We start from the raw sequence: 16,513 nt of genomic DNA, 5'->3' as shown, positions 1-16,513 counted from the left end.
CCGGCGCGGGACGCGCGCACCGCGCGTGCGGGAGCGGTGACGGCCCGTGGCAGCGGCGCCACGGGCGGCCGTCACCGCTCCTCTCACACCGTGCGCAGATGCACCACGTCGCCCGCGCCCACCGGCTCCTGCACCCCGTCCCGCGTGGCGATCACGATCCGCCCGTGGCCGTCGACGGCCACGGCCTCGCCGACGATCGAGCGACCGCCGGGCAGTTCGGCGCGGACCGCCCGGCCGAGGGTCGCGCAGCCCGCCGCGTACGCCTCCTGGAGGCCGGAGGCGGCGGGGTCGCCGGACGCGTCCCGCCAGCGCCCGTACCAGTCCTCCAGCGAGCGCAGCACCGCCCGCAGCACGGTGGCGCGGTCGGTGGTGGCCGCGCCTGCCAGGGCCAGCGACCCGGCTCCCGGCACCGGCAACTCCTCCGCGCGCAGGGAGACGTTGACGCCGATGCCGACCACGACCGCGTCCGGGCCCGCGCGCTCGGCGAGGATGCCGCCGGCCTTGCGCTCCTCGCCGTCCACGGTGACCAGCAGGTCGTTCGGCCACTTCAGGGCGGTGTCGACGCCGGCGGTGCGGGCGAGCGCGGTGGCGACGGCGACCCCGGTGAGCAGCGGCAGCCAGCCCCAGCGTTCGACGGGGACGCCGGTGGGCCGGAGCGCCACGGAGAAGAAGAGGCCGGAGCGGGCGGGCGCCGTCCAGCGGCGGTCCAGCCGGCCGCGTCCGGCGTTCTGCTCCTCGGCGACGAGCACCGCGCCCTCGCCGGCCTCCCCCTTGGCGACGCGGGCGGCCAGGTCGGTGTTGGTGGACCCGGTGCGCTGGGCGACCTCCAGCTCCGTCCACAGTCCGCCGGCGCGGACCAGGGCCCGCCGCAGGGCTGCGCCGTTGAGCGGCGGTCGGTCCAGGTCGGACCAGCGGTTGTCGTGCGCGTCTGAAGCATCCGGCGGCGTCATGCAACCCAGCCTAGGTGTGGCAAACGCCGCACTGCCGAACGGTAGGCACAGCACTACGCTACGGATGAGTAGCAAGTCCCCCTTCTGAGCACCGCCCTCACGTCCCCTTAGAGCAGGCAGGGAGCCGCATCCCGATGTCCGAGCCGGAAGAGCTGCACCACCCCGACATCCACACCACCGCGGGCAAGCTCGCGGACCTGCAGCGCCGCATCCAGGAGGCGACGCACGCCGGCTCGGAGCGCGCCGTCGAGAAGCAGCACGCCAAGGGCAAGCTGACGGCCCGTGAGCGGATCGAGCTGCTGATGGACGAGGACTCCTTCGTGGAGTTCGACGAATTCGCCCGGCACCGCTCCACGGACTTCGGCCTGGAGCAGAACCGCCCCTACGGTGACGGTGTCGTCACCGGCTACGGCACGGTCGACGGCCGCCCGGTCGCCGTGTTCTCGCAGGACTTCACCGTGTTCGGCGGTGCGCTCGGCGAGGTCTACGGGCAGAAGATCATGAAGGTGATGGACTTCGCGCTGAAGACCGGCTGCCCGGTCATCGGCATCAACGACTCGGGCGGCGCGCGCATCCAGGAAGGCGTCAGCGCGCTCGGCATGTACGGCGAGATCTTCCGCCGCAACACGCACGCCTCGGGTGTCATCCCGCAGATCAGCCTGGTCGTCGGCCCGTGCGCGGGCGGGGCGGTGTACTCCCCCGCGATCACCGACTTCACGGTCATGGTCGACCAGACCTCGCACATGTTCATCACCGGTCCCGACGTCATCAAGACGGTGACGGGCGAGGACGTCGGCTTCGAGGAACTGGGCGGTGCCCGCACGCACAACGCCACCTCGGGCGTGGCCCATCACATGGCCGGCGACGAGAAGGACGCGATCGAGTACGTCAAGCAGCTGCTGTCGTACCTGCCGTCCAACAACCTCAGCGAGCCCCCGGCGTTCCCGGAGGAGGCGGACCTCGCCCTCACCGACGAGGACCGCGAGCTCGACACGATCGTGCCGGACAGCGCGAACCAGCCGTACGACATGCACACGGTGATCGAACACGTCCTGGACGACGCCGAGTTCTTCGAGACCCAGCCGCTGTTCGCGCCGAACATCCTGACCGGCTTCGGCCGCGTCGAGGGCCGCCCGGTGGGCATCGTCGCCAACCAGCCGATGCAGTTCGCCGGCTGCCTGGACATCGACGCGAGCGAGAAGGCGGCGCGGTTCGTGCGCACCTGCGACGCCTTCAACGTCCCCGTGCTGACCTTCGTGGACGTGCCCGGCTTCCTGCCGGGTGTCGACCAGGAGCACACGGGCATCATCCGGCGCGGCGCGAAGCTGATCTACGCGTACGCGGAGGCGACGGTCCCGCTGATCACGGTCATCACCCGCAAGGCCTTCGGCGGCGCGTACGACGTCATGGGCTCCAAGCACCTGGGCGCCGACCTCAACCTCGCGTGGCCGACGGCGCAGATCGCCGTCATGGGCGCGCAGGGCGCGGTGAACATCCTGCACCGGCGCACCATCGCCTCGGCCGAGGACCAGGAGGGCACCCGGGCCCGGCTGATCCAGGAGTACGAGGACACCCTGCTGAACCCGTACACGGCGGCCGAGCGCGGCTACATCGACGGCGTGGTCATGCCCTCGCAGACCCGGGCGCACGTCGTCCGCGGCCTGCGCCAGCTGCGCACCAAGCGGGAGTCGCTGCCTCCGAAGAAGCACGGCAACATCCCGCTCTAGACCGCCGCAGGCCCGGACCTCTGGGAGCAGACATGACGATCAAGGTGGTACGGGGCAACCCGACCCCCGAGGAGCTGGCCGCCGCTCTGGCGGTGGTCCGGGCGCGCGCCGCGGTGGCCGCCGCGGAGCCGTCGGGCGTGCCCCGGCCGCGGGACGCCTGGTCCGACCCGGCCCGGGTCGCCGCGCACCCGCTGCCGCAGCCGGGCCCGACGGCCTGGGGGCGCACGTACTGGCCCGGTTAGGCCCGGCCGGCCCCGCCGGCTCCGCTGCCCTCTGCGCCGCCCGGAGGACGTCCGCGGCGGCCTCGCCTCCGCACCCGCCCACCCGGCGCCGTCCGGGTGGGCGGGTGCGCCGTGGCCGCGGCTCGGCATCCGGGGGTGCGGGCTCCTCCGGCGTCACCGGGCCGGCCCGCAGGGGCGGGGCCGCGGGCGGTCACCGGCCCGTCGCCGGCGCCGCGCGCCCTCCGGCGGGGGGGGCCGGCGCCGGGAGGTCCCGCACCGGGGTGGCCGGAAGTTGAGTACGCGTACTCAGGCGCCGGGAGGCGGGGCCGCCGCACGATCGAGGGCATGCTGTGGTCCGACCCGGAGAACGAGCCCCCCGAGGAGCTGCGCGCCATGCAGGCGATGCTGCGGCGGCTGGGCGTTCTCATGGCCCTGGCCATGGTGGTCGCCATGATCGTGGCGGGAGTGCGCTGAGCGGCCCGGACCGCAGGCACGGCGGCCGGCACGCGGGGCGGTGCGCGCCGATACCCTGAGCGCCATGACCGATCAGCCGCGCCGCCGCCTCGTCCTCGCCTCGCAGTCCCCCGCCCGGCTCAACCTGCTGCGGCAGGCCGGCCTCGCCCCCGAGGTGATCGTGAGCGGGGTCGACGAGGAGGCCGTCACCGCGCCCACACCCGCCGAACTCGCCCTCGCGCTGGCCGAGGCGAAGGCCTCCGTCGTGGCGGCCCGTCCGGAGGTCCAGGGCGCTCTGGTGATCGGCTGCGACTCGGTCCTCGACCTGGACGGCGAGGCGCTCGGCAAGCCCGCGGACGCCGAGGAGGCGACCGCCCGCTGGAAGGCGATGCGCGGGCGGGCGGGCACGCTCCAGACGGGGCACTGCGTGTGGGACACCGCGAACAAGCGGTGGGTGTCGGCGACGGCGTCGACCGTCGTCCGCTTCGGCGAGCCGAGCGACGAGGAGATCGCGGCCTACGTCGCCTCCGACGAACCCCTCTACGTGGCGGGCGCGTTCACCCTCGACGGCCGGTCGGCCCCCTTCATCGAGGGCATCGACGGCGACCACGGCAACGTCATCGGCATCTCGTTGCCGCTGGTGCGCAGGCTCCTCGCGGAACTGGACGTCGCCATCACGCAGTTGTGGGTGCCGCGGGACAAGTAGGGCCCGCCCCGGGCAGGCCCGCGCGGGAGCGGGGCGGTCAGGGGGCGGAGGGCGCGGCCGGCGGACCCGCGGGCGCCCCGCCCTCGGGGCGCCCGCCCGGGTCGGCTCCCTTGCCGAGGTCGACGGTGCCGGCGGGGGGCGCGGCTGCGTGATCGGCCTCCCGGCCGCCGCCGTCCCCGGGTCCCGCGCCCTGGGCGCCGACGGTCCCGGCGCCGTCGCCGCCGCCCGGCGCCACCGCGCCGGCGGGTCCTGGCTCCCGCCGGTCGTACGCCAGGAGGGTGAACACGACCAGGCCGAACACGACCATCATGAACGCGAACGCGCCCCAGCCGACCAGGCCCACCGTGAAGGCGCCGAGCAGGGCGTGCACCACCGCGGCGCTGATCAGCAGGACACGCCCGGGCAGACCGGGCGCGCGGTCGCGCACACCGGCCAGCAGCGCGGTCACGGCGCACGCGGCGAAGTAGAGCCCGAAGACCAGCCCGCCGATCTTCGACGAGAGCGCCATCGCGTCGGGGTCGAGCCCGGCGAGCGACATGTCCTGGCGGTCCACCACCACGCCGAGGAACCAGTTGAGGAGCGCGACGCCGACCGCCTCCGCGAAGAGCACGAGCGCCGTCACCCATGCCACCGGTCTGCGCACCACCGGTCCCACCCACTTCCGCGTGCTGTTACCCCAAGTACGTTCGAGACATCCCGAACGCTACTAACGGGTAAACCCCGGGACAAGGGTTCTGCCGGAGGCAAAGAATCGTTGGGCCATTCGTAGGGACTCCACAAAGAATCACTGTGGGCCGCAGCACGGAGTCACAGAGACCTTGGCCACACGAGCGAGCTAGTCTGCACCCAAGGACTCCCGCGCGTTCCGGCGCGACAAGGGATTTCGCGGGTAGGGCGAGCCTCGTATCACGCTCCGTGTGGGCAAGCTCACCACTGGGGACGGGTCGAAACGTCGTGTTGGCTGTCCCTAAACTCGGCTTGTTTCAAGGAGGGAGCCATCGTGCGCAAGGTGCTCATCGCCAACCGTGGCGAAATCGCTGTCCGCGTGGCCCGGGCGTGCCGGGACGCAGGGATCGCGAGCGTTGCCGTTTACGCGGAACCGGACCGGGACGCTCTGCATGTCCGTGCGGCGGACGAGGCGTTCGCGCTGGGCGGTGACACTCCGGCCACCAGCTACCTGGACATCGCCAAGGTGCTGCAGGCCGCCAAGGACTCCGGTGCCGACGCCGTCCACCCCGGGTACGGATTCCTCTCCGAGAACGCGGAGTTCGCGCAGGCCGTTCTCGACGCGGACCTGATCTGGATCGGCCCGCCGCCGCAGGCCATCCGCGACCTCGGCGACAAGGTCGCGGCCCGGCACATCGCGCAGCGGGCCGGCGCCCCGCTGGTGGCCGGCACCCCGGACCCGGTCGCGGGTTCCGAGGAGGTCGTCGCCTTCGCCGAGCAGCACGGTCTGCCGATCGCCATCAAGGCCGCCTTCGGCGGTGGCGGGCGCGGCCTGAAGGTCGCCCGCACCCTCGAAGAGGTCCCCGAGCTCTACGACTCGGCCGTCCGCGAGGCCGTGGCGGCCTTCGGGCGCGGCGAGTGCTTCGTGGAGCGCTACCTCGACAAGCCCCGGCACGTGGAGACGCAGTGCCTGGCCGACACCCACGGCAACGTGGTCGTCGTGTCGACGCGTGACTGCTCGCTCCAGCGCCGCCACCAGAAGCTGGTCGAGGAGGCCCCGGCCCCCTTCCTGTCGGACGCCCAGATGGAGGAGCTGTACTCCGCCTCCAAGGCGATCCTGACGGAGGCCGGCTACGTCGGTGCGGGCACCGTCGAGTTCCTCGTCGGCCAGGACGGCACGATCTCCTTCCTGGAGGTCAACACCCGCCTCCAGGTGGAGCACCCGGTCACCGAGGAGGTCGCCGGCATCGACCTCGTCCGCGAGATGTTCCGGATCGCCGACGGCGAGGCGCTCGGTTACGGCGACCCCGAACTGCGCGGTCACTCTTTTGAGTTCCGTATCAACGGCGAGGACCCGGGCCGCAACTTCCTGCCCGCGCCCGGCACGGTCACGACGTTCGCGCCGCCGTCCGGTCCGGGAGTCCGGCTGGACGCGGGAGTCGAGTCCGGCTCGGTCATCGGCCCGGCCTGGGACTCCCTGCTGGCCAAGCTGATCGTCACCGGCGCCACCCGCGAGCAGGCCCTCCAGCGGGCCGCCCGCGCGCTCGCCGAGTTCGAGGTCGAGGGCATGGCCACGGCCATCCCGTTCCACCGCGCGGTCGTCACCGACCCGGCCTTCGCCCCCGAACTCACCGGCTCCGGCGAGCCGTTCACGGTCCACACCCGGTGGATCGAGACCGAGTTCGTCAACGAGATCAAGCCGTTCGCCGCACCGGCCGACAGCGAGACCGACGAGGAGCCCGGCCGCGAGACGGTCGTCGTGGAGGTCGGCGGCAAGCGCCTGGAGGTCTCCCTGCCCTCCTCCCTCGGCATGTCCCTGGCCCGCACCGGACTCGCCGCGGGCGCCAAGCCCAAGCGCCGGGCCGCGAAGAAGTCCGGCCCGGCCGCCTCCGGTGACACCCTCGCCTCCCCGATGCAGGGCACCATCGTCAAGGTGGCCGTCGAGGAGGGCCAGGAGGTCAAGGAGGGCGACCTGGTCGTCGTCCTGGAGGCCATGAAGATGGAGCAGCCGCTCAACGCCCACCGCTCCGGCACCGTCAAGGGCCTGCTCGCGGAGGTCGGCTCGTCCATCACCTCCGGTGCCGCGATCTGCGACATCAAGGACTGAACCACCGGCCGGACGATCCGGCCCGCTCCCGACGCCCGGCGCACCGCTTCCACGGCCGCCGGGCGTCGTGCGTGGTGCGTGGTGCGTCGTGTTCCGGGGGCGTACGCCGTCGGGGCGGGTGCCGGGGCTTTCCCCTGCTCTCCCGGCGGGCATATGCGGCCCGGCCGCGGCGAACCCGGAGGCCCGATGCCGGGCATGCCTCCGAGCCCGGGGCCGGAAGACCCCGAGGCCCGATGCCGGGCGGGCCAAGGACCCGGAGGCCGGGCGGGCCGGACCGGCGGCCTCCGGGCCCGGGCCCGGAGGCGAGTACGGGGGAGCCCCGGGGGTGTCGCGCCCGGCCGCACGGCCGTGGCCGCCGGGCACCCGGTGGCATCCTGGTGGCAGCCGGGCCGACGGAGGCCGGCCCGGCGGGAGAGGTCAGGTGGCAGCGATGGCCGGCACGACGGCGGGGCGACACCCCGGCCCGCCCGGACCGCCCCGGGAGGCGGAGCAGCCGCCGGAGGAGCCCCGCGGTATGCGCGCGGACGCCCGGCGCAACCGCGGGCGGCTGGTGGCGGAGGCCCGGACCGTGTTCGCCGAGCACGGCACCGCGGCGCCCCTGGAGGAGGTGGCGCGGCGCGCGGGTGTCGGGATCGGCACCCTGTACCGCCACTTCCCGAACCGGCACGCCCTGCTGAGCGCGGTGTTCGAGGAGGCCGTGGGCGACCTGCTGGACCGCTCGCGGGCGCTGCTGGAGGCCCCCGAACCCTGCACCGCCCTGGTCGACTGGCTGCGCGCGATCGTCACGCACGCGAGCGAGTACCGCGGGCTCGCGCGCGCCCTGATGTCGGCGGCACGGGACGACGCGTCCCATCTGGCCCGGTGCAGCGGGCCGATGCGCGAGGCGGGCGGCGCCCTGCTGGCCCGCGCCCAGCGGGCGGGCTCGGTACGGGCCGACGTGTCGATCGGCGACCTCCTCCAGTTGACCAACGCGATCGCGTTGGCGGCGGAGGAGACACCGGACGACGGACTGCTGGCCGACCGGCTGCTGAAGCTGACGCTGCGTGGCCTGAGGCCGTGACCGGGGCGCGCCGGACACACCGCCACGCCGTCCGTTCGACGGACCGCCGGAACCGCTCAGCGGCGTCGGAGGTCGGCCACCCGTGCCCTTTCGGCCGGGGGCTGGTCCCCCATCACCGTCGCGCTGCGTAGTTGCGGCCCCGAGCCAGGGACGACCTGGCCGCGCCGCGGGCCGGGGAGCGGCACGTCCCGGCGCTGGTGCCGGCTCGCCGGGACGGGGTCCCCTCCGGCACCTCCCGAAGCCGATGACCCGGCCACCGCGATCTGGACACCCTGATCGGCCAGGGCCTGCAGTTCGGTGGCCGCGCGGTCGTCGTGCGCGGGCGGCTCGTCCGTGACCAGCCGGGTGATCAGATCGGTCGGCACGGTCTGGAACATGGTGTCCGCGCCGAGCTTGGTGTGGTCGGCGAGGACCACCACCTCCGCCGCCGCCTGGACCAGGGCGCGGTCCACGGACGCGGAGAGCATGTTGGACGTGGAGAGCCCGCGCTCGGCGGTCAGGCCGCTCCCGGAGAGGAAGGCGCGGGAGACGCGCAGCCCTTGGAGGGACTGCTCGGCACCCGATCCGACCAGGGCGTAGTTGGAACCGCGCAGGGTGCCGCCGGTCATCACCACTTCGACGCGGTTGGCGTGGGCCAGCGCCTGCGCCACCAGCAGCGAGTTGGTGACGACGGTCAGACCGGGCACCCGCGCGAGCCGGCGGGCCAGCTCCTGCGTGGTGGTGCCGGCGCCCACCACGATGGCCTCGCCCTCTTCGACGAGACCCGCGGCGAGATCGGCGATGGCCGTCTTCTCGGCGGTCGCGAGATGCGATTTCTGCGGAAAGCCGGACTCCCGCGTGAACCCGCCCGGCAATACCGCACCGCCGTGCCGGCGGTCGAGGAGTCCTTCTGCCTCCAGCGCGCGCACGTCCCGCCGTACGGTCACTTCGGAGGTCTGGACGACGCGGGCGAGCTCACGGAGCGACACGGCCCCGTTCGCTCGCACCATTTCGAGGATCAATTGGCGACGTTCTGCAGCGAACACGAAACTGACAGTAACCCCAACGACCGTCTGCTTTCAGCAGTTTGCGCCGAATAACAGAAGTTGTTCGCATGGCAGGGCAGCAAGTGGTATACGCGCCTAATCGGTCCGCCTATGCCGCGGGAACACGCCCCGACGCGCTGTGACCGGCGCCGGCCCTGCCCGGCCGGGTCAGCCCTCGCCGGCCGTCTTCCGGGTGTGCAGCTGCCGGGCCACCTCGGCGATCGAGCCGGACAGCGACGGGTAGACGGTGAAGGCGTTCGCGATCTGCTCGACCGTCAGGTTGTTGTCCACCGCGATCGAGATGGGGTGGATCAGCTCGGAGGCGCGCGGGGCGACCACCACACCGCCCACCACGATGCCGGTGCCGGGGCGGCAGAAGATCTTGACGAAACCGTCGCGGATGCCCTGCATCTTGGCGCGCGGGTTGCGCAGCAGCGGCAGTTTGACGCCCCGGGCGTCGATCTTCCCCGCGTCGACGTCCGCCTGCGTGTAGCCGACGGTGGCGATCTCGGGGTCCGTGAAGACGTTGGAGGACACGGTCTTCAGGTTCAGCGGGGCCACGGCGTCGCCGAGGAAGTGGTACATCGCGATCCGCCCCTGCATGGCGGCGACGGACGCGAGGGCGAAGACGCCGGTGACGTCGCCGGCCGCGTACACCCCCGGGGCGGTGGTGCGGGAGACCTTGTCGGTCCAGATGTGCCCGGAGTCGCGGACCTTGACGCCCGCCTCCTCCAGGCCCATGCCGCTGCTGTTCGGGATGGCGCCGACGGCCATCAGGCAGTGCGTGCCGCTGATGACGCGGCCGTCGGACAGGGTGACCTCGACGCGGTCGCCGACCCGCTTGGCCGACTCGGCGCGGGAGCGGGCCATCACGTTCATGCCGCGGCGGCGGAAGACGTCCTCCAGGACGGCGGCGGCGTCCGGGTCCTCGCCCGGCAGCACGCGGTCCCGGCTGGAGACGAGGGTGACGCGGGAGCCGAGCGCCTGGTAGGCGCCGGCGAACTCGGCACCGGTGACACCGGAACCCACGACGATGAGCTCCTCGGGCAGTTCGTCGAGGTCGTAGACCTGGGTCCAGTTCAGGATGCGCTCGCCGTCGGGCTGCGCGTCGGGCAGCTCGCGCGGGTGCCCGCCGGTGGCGATGAGCACGGCGTCGGCGGTGAGGGTCTCCTCGGTGCCGTCCGCGGCCCGCACGACGACCTTGCGGGAGCCGTCCAGGGCCTGCATGCCCTCCAGCCGGCCGCGACCGCGCAGCACCCGGGCGCCGGCCCGGGTCACCGAGGCGGTGATGTCGTGCGACTGGGCGAGCGCGAGACGCTTCACGCGGCGGTTGACCTTGCCGAGGTCGACGCCGACCACCCGGGCCGCCTGCTCCTCCGGCGGGGTGTCGTCGGCGACGATGATGCCCAGCTCCTCGTAGGAGGAGTCGAAGGTCGTCATCACCTCGGCCGTGGCGATGAGGGTCTTGGACGGGACGCAGTCGGTGAGCACCGACGCCCCGCCCAGGCCGTCGCAGTCGACGACCGTCACCTCCGCGCCGAGTTGCGCTGCCACCAGCGCAGCTTCGTATCCGCCGGGTCCGCCACCGATGATCACGATCCGAGTCACGTACTCCATTGTCCCGCACGCTTCAAGGTGCTTCCGCCCAGGGGCCCCCGGACGGGTCGATCCGGGCCTCTTCCGCCCGCCGGGGACGCGCGCGCCCCTGCCGTACCCTCGACCCCATGTCGCTCTACGCCGCGTACGCCGGCAATCTCGACCCCCGGCTGATGACGCGCCGCGCCCCGCATTCGCCGCTGCGCGCCACGGGCTGGCTGAACGGCTGGCGGCTGACCTTCGGCGGCGAGCACATGGGCTGGGAGGGCGCGCTGGCGACGATCGTCGAGGCACCGCGGTCCCAGGTCTTCGTGGCCCTGTACGACATCGCGCCGCCGGACGAGGACTCCATGGACCGCTGGGAGGGCGTCGGGCTGGACGTCTACCGCCGGATGCGCGTACGGGTGCACACCCTGGAGGGCGAGGAGCCGGCCTGGGTGTACGTACTGAACGGGTACGAGGGCGGACTCCCCTCCGCGCGGTATCTGGGCGAGCTCGCCGACGCGGCGGAGTCGGCGGGCGCACCGCACGACTACGTGATGGAGATCCGCAAACGCCCCTGCTGACCGGGCCGGCCGGGTGCGCGGCGTCCGGCGGCGACCGCCGTCGCGCCGTTTTTCGTCGGAAACGACAAGACAACGATCGCAAGACCGTGAGCTCTGTCATCTACGCGCGTAGGCCCAGACCGGCTACCCTCATGCGCGTGAATGCATCTCTTCTTCCGGACGACATCCAGGGCGACCCTCATGCCGCCGCTGACGCCGCCGCCACGCGCCTGCGCGAGCTGACCGGCGCCGACACCCATGACGTCACCCTCGTGATGGGCTCCGGCTGGGCTCCGGCCGTGGACGCCCTCGGCGTCCCCGCGGCCGAGTTCCCGGTCACCGAGCTGCCCGGCTTCCCGGCGCCGGCCGTCGAGGGTCACGGCGGCAAGGTCCGCTCGTACCTGATCGGCGACAAGCGTGCCCTGGTCTTCCTCGGCCGCACCCACTTCTACGAGGGCCGCGGGGTAGCCGCCGTCGCGCACGGCGTCCGTACCGCCGTCGCCGCCGGCTGCAAGACCGTCGTGCTCACCAACGGCTGCGGCGGACTGCGCGAGGGCATGCGCCCCGGCCAGCCGGTCCTGATCAGCGACCACATCAACCTGACGGCCACCTCGCCGATCGTCGGCGCGAACTTCGTCGACCTCACCGACCTGTACTCGCCGCGGCTGCGGGCGCTGTGCAAGGAGGTGGACCCCTCCCTGGAGGAGGGCGTCTACGCCCAGTTCCCCGGCCCGCACTACGAGACTCCGGCGGAGATCCGGATGGCCCGGGTCATCGGCGCCGACCTGGTGGGCATGTCGACGACGCTCGAAGCCATCGCCGCGCGTGAGGCGGGCGCCGAGGTGCTCGGCATCTCCCTCGTCACGAACCTGGCCGCCGGCATGACGGGCGAACCCCTCAACCACGAGGAGGTTCTCCAGGCGGGCCGCGACTCGGCCGTGCGCATGGGGGAACTCCTCACCCAGGTGCTGGACCGCCTGTAGGCGGCGGACGGTCCGTCCCCGGAGCCGGGGGCGGGGACCGGCCGGGCAGACGGAACCGTACGACCGAAGAGAGGTGCACCCCAGGTGCAGGACGAACTCATCGCCCGGGCCAGGGCGTGGCTGGCCGAGGACCCCGACCCGGAGACCCGCGAGGAACTCGCCAAGCTCGTCGACGCCGAGGACGTCGCCGGGCTCGCGGACCGCTTCGGCGGCACCCTGCAGTTCGGCACCGCGGGCCTGCGCGGTGAACTCGGCGCCGGCCCGATGCGGATGAACCGCTCCGTGGTCATCCGGGCGGCGGCGGGCCTCGCCGCCTACCTGAAGGCCCGGGGCCGGGCCGACGGGCTCGTCGTGATCGGGTACGACGCCCGGCACAAGTCCGCCGACTTCGCGCGGGACACCGCGGCCGTGATGACGGGCGCCGGCCTGCGCGCCGCCGTCCTGCCCCGGCCGCTGCCCACCCCCGTCCTCGCCTTCGCCATACGGCACCTCGGCGCGGTCGCGGGCGTGGAGGTCACCGCCAGCCACAACCCGCCCCGCGACAACGGCTACAAGGTGTACCTGGGCGACGGCTCGCAGATCGTGCCGCCGGCCGACGCCGAGATCGCCGCGGAGATCGACGCGGTCGGCGCGCTCGCCGGCGTGCCGCGCCCCGACGGCGGCTGGGAGACCCTCGACGAGAGCGTCCTGGACGCCTACCTGGCCCGCACCGACGCCGTCCTGGCCGAGGGGTCGCCGCGCACCGCCCGGACCGTCTACACGCCGATGCACGGCGTCGGCAAGGAGGTCCTCCTGGCGGCGTTCGCGCGGGCGGGCTTCCCGGAGCCGGTGCTGGTGGCCGAGCAGGCCGAGCCCGATCCCGACTTCCCGACGGTCGCCTTCCCCAACCCGGAGGAGCCGGGCGCGATGGACCTCGCGTTCGCGCGGGCCCGCGCGGCCGGGCCGGACCTCGTGATCGCCAACGACCCGGACGCGGACCGCTGCGCCGTGGCCGTCCCCGACGGCGCGGACTGGCGCATGCTGCGCGGCGACGAGGTCGGCGCGCTGCTCGCCGAACACCTGGTCCGGCGCGGGGCGCGCGGCACGTTCGCCGAGTCGATCGTCTCCTCCTCGCTGCTCGGCCGGATCGCCGAGGGCGCGGGACTGCCGTACGAGGAGACCCTCACCGGCTTCAAGTGGATCGCGCGGGTGGACGGGCTGCGCTACGGCTACGAGGAGGCGCTCGGCTACTGCGTCGACCCCGAGGGCGTGCGCGACAAGGACGGCATCACCGCGGCCCTGCTCGTCACGGAACTGGCCTCCGAGCTGAAGGAGCAGGGCCGGACCCTGCTCGACCTGCTCGACGACCTGGCCGTGGCGCACGGACTGCACGCCACCGACCAGCTCTCGGTGCGGGTGGAGGACCTGACCGTCATCGCCGCCGCGATGCGCCGGCTGCGCGAACAGCCGCCGACCGTGCTGGCGGGCCTCGCGATCACGCGGGCCGAGGACCTGACCGAGGGAACCGGGCTGCTGCCGCCCACGGACGGGCTGCGCTACACGCTGGAGGGCGCCCGGGTCATCGTCCGGCCGAGCGGCACCGAGCCCAAGCTCAAGTGCTACCTGGAGGTCGTGGTGCCGGTGGCCGGCCACGCGGACCTGCCGGCGGGGCGGGCGAAGGCCGCGGAGCTGCTCGCCGCGATCAAGCGGGACCTGTCGGCCGCCGCCGGCATCTGACACCCCCGGGCCCCGGCCCGGCACCGTCCCCGTACGTCGAAGGGGGCGCCGCGTTCCACCACGCGGCGCCCCCTTCGTGCCGTCCGGGTGAGCGACCGGGACGCGGGGCGGAACGGTGCCGCGGACCGGGCGGAGGCGGGATGGTGCCGCGGGCCGGCCGGCGCGGCGGCGCGAGGCCGGCACGGCGGCCCAGGACCAACACGGTGGCCCATGACCGGCACGGCGGCCCAGGACCAACACGGTGGCCCATGACCGGCACGGCGGCCCAGGACCGGCACGGTGGCCCATGACCGGCGCGGCAGCGCGGGGCCGGCACGGCGGCTCGGGGCCGGCGCCACAGTCCGGGCCGGGTTCAGCCCGTGGCGAGCAGGATGGCCAGCACGACGGCGCCCGCGACCGCGGGGCCGATCACCTCGTAGGCCCAGCGGACCGTGACCTCGCCCTGCGCGCCCGGCTCGTGCGCGCGGGCCTCCGCCGTCTCGCGCAGGTCGTCCATGATCTGGTCGGTCTGCGCCCGGGTCGGCGCGTCGGCCGCGGGGGCGCGGGCCCCCCCCCCGGGGCGCCGCCCCCCCCCGCGCCCCCCCCCCCCCCCCCCCCCCCCCCGGGCCCGCCCCCCCCCCCCCGCCGGCCGGGCGCGCGCTGGGCGCCCTTGATGGGGGGGGTCGGCGCGGGGGGGGGGGGGGCGCGCGGGGCCCCGCGCCCCCACGGCGAGGGCCGCGTCGCCATCATGCGCGCCTCGAAACCGCGGCTGCCGGTGGCGGCCCGCCCCTGCTGCCTGGCGGCCTTCTTCCGGGCGCGCAGCGACACCGGCACGGCCCAGAGCTGGTACTTGCTGCCGGAGGTGTCGACGACCTCGTTCGAGTAGGACGAGCGCAGCGAGACGACCTTGCTCCAGGGCAGCACGATCACGCGGAGCGGGTTGCGGACGCGGAGCCGGTCGTCGTTCGCGTAGACGGCGGGGCGCAGGGTGAACGCCGACACCAGCGGAACGATCAGGAGCAGCGCGGCGAGAGCCAGCCAGGGGGTGCGGCCGGATCCGGAGACCAGGGCGTCGATGCCGAGCCAGCCCGCGATGAACAGCAGCAGGACGCCGCCCGTGATGCCGGCGGGCGACCGGTAGATCCGGTCGTTCGCCTCGGGTCGCGAGGCGTCCGGCAGGGGTGGCTGATGGTCCGGGGTGGTCATGGCCCCGATTGTGCCCGACGCACACGGTGAGCTTGAGCTCGGCGGGGTCTCACTATGGTCGCGAATGTCGATCCCGTCGCCGCGCTCCTGCCGATCCCGTGACCGCGCCCTCCGCTCCCAGGCCCCGCCCTCCCACCGATCCCGCCGCCGCGCCCCCGCTCCCGGCCGCCTCGCCCTCCCACCGATCCCTGCCCCTTGCGCGTGTCCCGCACCCGGCCCCGCCGCCCGCTGGGCTTTGTCTCGCGCGCTGCGGCGTGTGACCGCCCCGGAGGGCACCCCCGCCGGTCACCTGCGTGCCCGTGGCAGAGACGCGCGGGCGGGCCCGGCCCCCGCCGGGACGAACGATCACGGGGGGCTGTTCCTCCCGTGACCGTCGGACGCGCCCGGTCTCCCGCGCCCCGGGCGGGCTCCGGGCGGGGCGCGGGGCGCGGGGCGCGGCGAGGGTGTCCGGGTGACAGCGGGCCCGGCGGGGGGTAGAGACGGTGTCGTCATCGCGGTGTGAGAGCTGGCACAGGAGGCGGGCCATGGAGGCGAAGGCGGCGGACGGCGGTCAGGCGGAGCGCTGGAACGGCCCGTCGGGGAACGCCTGGGTCGAGGCGCAGGAGTTGCTGGACGGCCTGTACCGCCCGTTCGCGGACCTGCTGGTCGAGACCGTCCCGGAAGGGGGCGCGGACCGGGTGCTCGACGTCGGCTGCGGAACCGGGGGCACGACGGTCGCCGTGGCCCGGCGGCTCGGGCCGCGGGGCCGCTGCGTGGGCGTGGACGTCTCGGCCCCGATGCTGGACGCGGCGCGGGCCCGCGTGACGCGGGAGGCGCCCGGGCCGGAGGGGGACCGTGTCTCCTTCGTCCGCGGCGACGCGCAGGTGCACGCCTTCGAGCCCGGCTCCTTCGACCGGGTGCTGTCGCGCTTCGGCGTGATGTTCTTCGACGATCCGGGCCAGGCCCTGGCGAACCTGCGGCGGGCGGCCCGGAACGGGGCCCGGCTGCGGTTCGTGACCTGGCGCGGCATGGAGGAGAACCCGTTCATGACGGTGGCCGAGCGCGCGGCGGCGCCGCTCCTTCCCGGGCTCCCGGAGCGCCGGCCGGACACGCCGGGCCAGTTCGCCTTCGCGGACCCGGTCCGGGTGCGCCGACTGCTGGAGGAGGCGGGCTGGGAGAACGTCGCCCTGCACCCGGTGGAGACCGACTGCGTGCTGCCCGCGGACCGGCTGGTCTGGTGGGCGGGGCACTTCGGCCCGGTGGGCGCGGCCCTGCACGGGGTCGACGAGCCGACCCGGGAACGGGTCATGGCGGCGGTCCTCCCCGTCTTCGACCCGTTCGTCCACGGGGACGAGGTCCGGTTCACCGCCGCCTGCTGGCGCGTCGACGCGACGGCCACGGGCGACGGGGGCCCGTCCGGGCGCACGGCGCCGGACGCGGCCCGGGAGAGGGACGGGGGCTGACCGGCGGCGCGACGGCGGGCGTGGCGCCGGTCCCGGCGGCGCGCCGGCGGGCGTGGCGCCGGTCCCGGCGCCGCGCCGACCCGGTCTCCCCCGGCTCCCGGTCCCGCCCGGCCCCGTCTCCGGTCCGGATC

At 74.4% G+C, this 16,513-nt stretch carries 14 protein-coding genes and 1 pseudogene; 10 read left to right on the top strand and 5 right to left on the bottom strand.

Translation table 11 applies throughout. The features are described from left to right. Positions 1–83: 83 nt before the first annotated feature. Positions 84–950 (bottom strand): biotin--[acetyl-CoA-carboxylase] ligase, encoded by an 867-nt coding sequence (locus ACGFS9_RS18945; RefSeq protein WP_393254534.1) that lies wholly within the window; start codon positions 948–950, stop codon positions 84–86. 134 nt (positions 951–1,084) lie between these two features. Here ACGFS9_RS18945 and ACGFS9_RS18940 point away from each other — a divergent pair, with 134 nt between their 5' ends. The 4 genes from ACGFS9_RS18940 (at position 1,085) to ACGFS9_RS18925 (ending at position 4,057) form a co-directional block, all read left to right on the top strand. Further along, positions 1,085–2,677 carry an acyl-CoA carboxylase subunit beta gene (locus tag ACGFS9_RS18940; protein WP_393254532.1) on the top strand — a complete coding sequence of 531 codons (1,593 nt, stop codon included), beginning with the start codon at positions 1,085–1,087 and terminating at the stop codon, positions 2,675–2,677. A 32-nt stretch (positions 2,678–2,709) separates the two neighbouring features. After that, positions 2,710–2,919, top strand: coding sequence for an acyl-CoA carboxylase epsilon subunit (locus tag ACGFS9_RS18935; RefSeq protein ID WP_393254530.1), 210 nt, complete (start codon positions 2,710–2,712; stop codon positions 2,917–2,919). Between the two features lie 324 nt (positions 2,920–3,243). After that, positions 3,244–3,372 (top strand): morphogenic membrane protein MmpB, encoded by a 129-nt coding sequence (gene mmpB / locus ACGFS9_RS18930; protein WP_393254528.1) that lies wholly within the window; start codon positions 3,244–3,246, stop codon positions 3,370–3,372. Positions 3,373–3,436: 64 nt separating this feature from the next. Then, positions 3,437–4,057: a Maf family protein gene (locus tag ACGFS9_RS18925; protein WP_393254526.1), complete on the top strand. Its 621-nt coding sequence runs from the start codon at positions 3,437–3,439 to the stop codon at positions 4,055–4,057. Between the two features lie 37 nt (positions 4,058–4,094). Here ACGFS9_RS18925 and ACGFS9_RS18920 read toward each other — a convergent pair whose 3' ends face one another. Continuing rightward, a complete protein-coding gene (locus tag ACGFS9_RS18920) occupies positions 4,095–4,688 on the bottom strand; it encodes a hypothetical protein (RefSeq protein ID WP_393254525.1) in 594 nt (197 codons plus the stop codon). Between the two features lie 369 nt (positions 4,689–5,057). Between ACGFS9_RS18920 and ACGFS9_RS18915 the strand changes: the two genes are divergently transcribed. Then, on the top strand, positions 5,058–6,830 hold the full coding sequence (locus ACGFS9_RS18915; protein WP_393254524.1) for an acetyl/propionyl/methylcrotonyl-CoA carboxylase subunit alpha: 1,773 nt from the start codon (positions 5,058–5,060) through the stop codon (positions 6,828–6,830). A 514-nt stretch (positions 6,831–7,344) separates the two neighbouring features. After that, entirely contained in the window at positions 7,345–7,890 is a 546-nt protein-coding gene (locus ACGFS9_RS18910; RefSeq protein WP_393254522.1) for a TetR/AcrR family transcriptional regulator, read from the top strand. Between the two features lie 56 nt (positions 7,891–7,946). Here the strand turns inward: ACGFS9_RS18910 and ACGFS9_RS18905 are convergent, their stop codons facing one another. Then, a complete protein-coding gene (locus ACGFS9_RS18905; RefSeq protein ID WP_393254665.1) occupies positions 7,947–8,879 on the bottom strand; it encodes a DeoR/GlpR family DNA-binding transcription regulator in 933 nt (310 codons plus the stop codon). A 204-nt stretch (positions 8,880–9,083) separates the two neighbouring features. Next, positions 9,084–10,532: an NAD(P)H-quinone dehydrogenase gene (locus ACGFS9_RS18900; RefSeq protein WP_393254521.1), complete on the bottom strand. Its 1,449-nt coding sequence runs from the start codon at positions 10,530–10,532 to the stop codon at positions 9,084–9,086. 107 nt (positions 10,533–10,639) lie between these two features. Here ACGFS9_RS18900 and ACGFS9_RS18895 point away from each other — a divergent pair, with 107 nt between their 5' ends. The 3 genes from ACGFS9_RS18895 (at position 10,640) to ACGFS9_RS18885 (ending at position 13,755) form a co-directional block, all read left to right on the top strand. Next, the gene (locus ACGFS9_RS18895; RefSeq protein ID WP_393254519.1) at positions 10,640–11,077 is read left to right on the top strand and encodes a gamma-glutamylcyclotransferase; all 438 of its coding nucleotides are present in this window, start codon (positions 10,640–10,642) and stop codon (positions 11,075–11,077) included. Positions 11,078–11,214: 137 nt separating this feature from the next. Continuing rightward, entirely contained in the window at positions 11,215–12,039 is an 825-nt protein-coding gene (locus ACGFS9_RS18890) for a purine-nucleoside phosphorylase (protein WP_393254517.1), read from the top strand. Positions 12,040–12,123: 84 nt separating this feature from the next. Next, complete coding sequence (locus ACGFS9_RS18885; RefSeq protein ID WP_393254515.1) at positions 12,124–13,755, top strand: phospho-sugar mutase; 1,632 nt, start codon at positions 12,124–12,126, stop codon at positions 13,753–13,755. Between the two features lie 352 nt (positions 13,756–14,107). Here the strand turns inward: ACGFS9_RS18885 and ACGFS9_RS18880 are convergent. Next, positions 14,108–14,940: pseudogene (locus ACGFS9_RS18880) on the bottom strand (PH domain-containing protein). A gap of 524 nt (positions 14,941–15,464) precedes the next feature. Between ACGFS9_RS18880 and ACGFS9_RS18875 the strand changes: the two are divergent. Continuing rightward, positions 15,465–16,382, top strand: coding sequence for a class I SAM-dependent methyltransferase (locus tag ACGFS9_RS18875; RefSeq protein ID WP_393254513.1), 918 nt, complete (start codon positions 15,465–15,467; stop codon positions 16,380–16,382). Positions 16,383–16,513 lie beyond the last annotated feature (131 nt).

It is taken from the genome of Streptomyces sp. NPDC048566, assembly GCF_043199735.1.
Lineage (GTDB): Bacteria > Actinomycetota > Actinomycetes > Streptomycetales > Streptomycetaceae > Streptomyces.
Note: the sequence above shows the minus strand (reverse complement) of the source record. Positions and strands in the feature narration are given on the sequence as shown.

Excerpts from the sequence above, each read along its gene's own strand:
- ACGFS9_RS18935 (WP_393254530.1), top strand. The coding sequence starts at position 2,710 with ATGACGATCAAGGTGGTACGGGGCAACCCGACCCCCGAGGAGCTGGCC.
- ACGFS9_RS18895 (WP_393254519.1), top strand. The coding sequence starts at position 10,640 with ATGTCGCTCTACGCCGCGTACGCCGGCAATCTCGACCCCCGGCTGATG.
- ACGFS9_RS18900 (WP_393254521.1), bottom strand. The coding sequence starts at position 10,532 with ATGGAGTACGTGACTCGGATCGTGATCATCGGTGGCGGACCCGGCGGA.
- ACGFS9_RS18905 (WP_393254665.1), bottom strand. The coding sequence starts at position 8,879 with ATGGTGCGAGCGAACGGGGCCGTGTCGCTCCGTGAGCTCGCCCGCGTC.
- ACGFS9_RS18875 (WP_393254513.1), top strand. The coding sequence starts at position 15,465 with ATGGAGGCGAAGGCGGCGGACGGCGGTCAGGCGGAGCGCTGGAACGGC.
- ACGFS9_RS18925 (WP_393254526.1), top strand. The coding sequence starts at position 3,437 with ATGACCGATCAGCCGCGCCGCCGCCTCGTCCTCGCCTCGCAGTCCCCC.
- ACGFS9_RS18945 (WP_393254534.1), bottom strand. The coding sequence starts at position 950 with ATGACGCCGCCGGATGCTTCAGACGCGCACGACAACCGCTGGTCCGAC.
- ACGFS9_RS18910 (WP_393254522.1), top strand. The coding sequence starts at position 7,345 with ATGCGCGCGGACGCCCGGCGCAACCGCGGGCGGCTGGTGGCGGAGGCC.
- mmpB (WP_393254528.1), top strand. The coding sequence starts at position 3,244 with ATGCTGTGGTCCGACCCGGAGAACGAGCCCCCCGAGGAGCTGCGCGCC.
- ACGFS9_RS18940 (WP_393254532.1), top strand. The coding sequence starts at position 1,085 with ATGTCCGAGCCGGAAGAGCTGCACCACCCCGACATCCACACCACCGCG.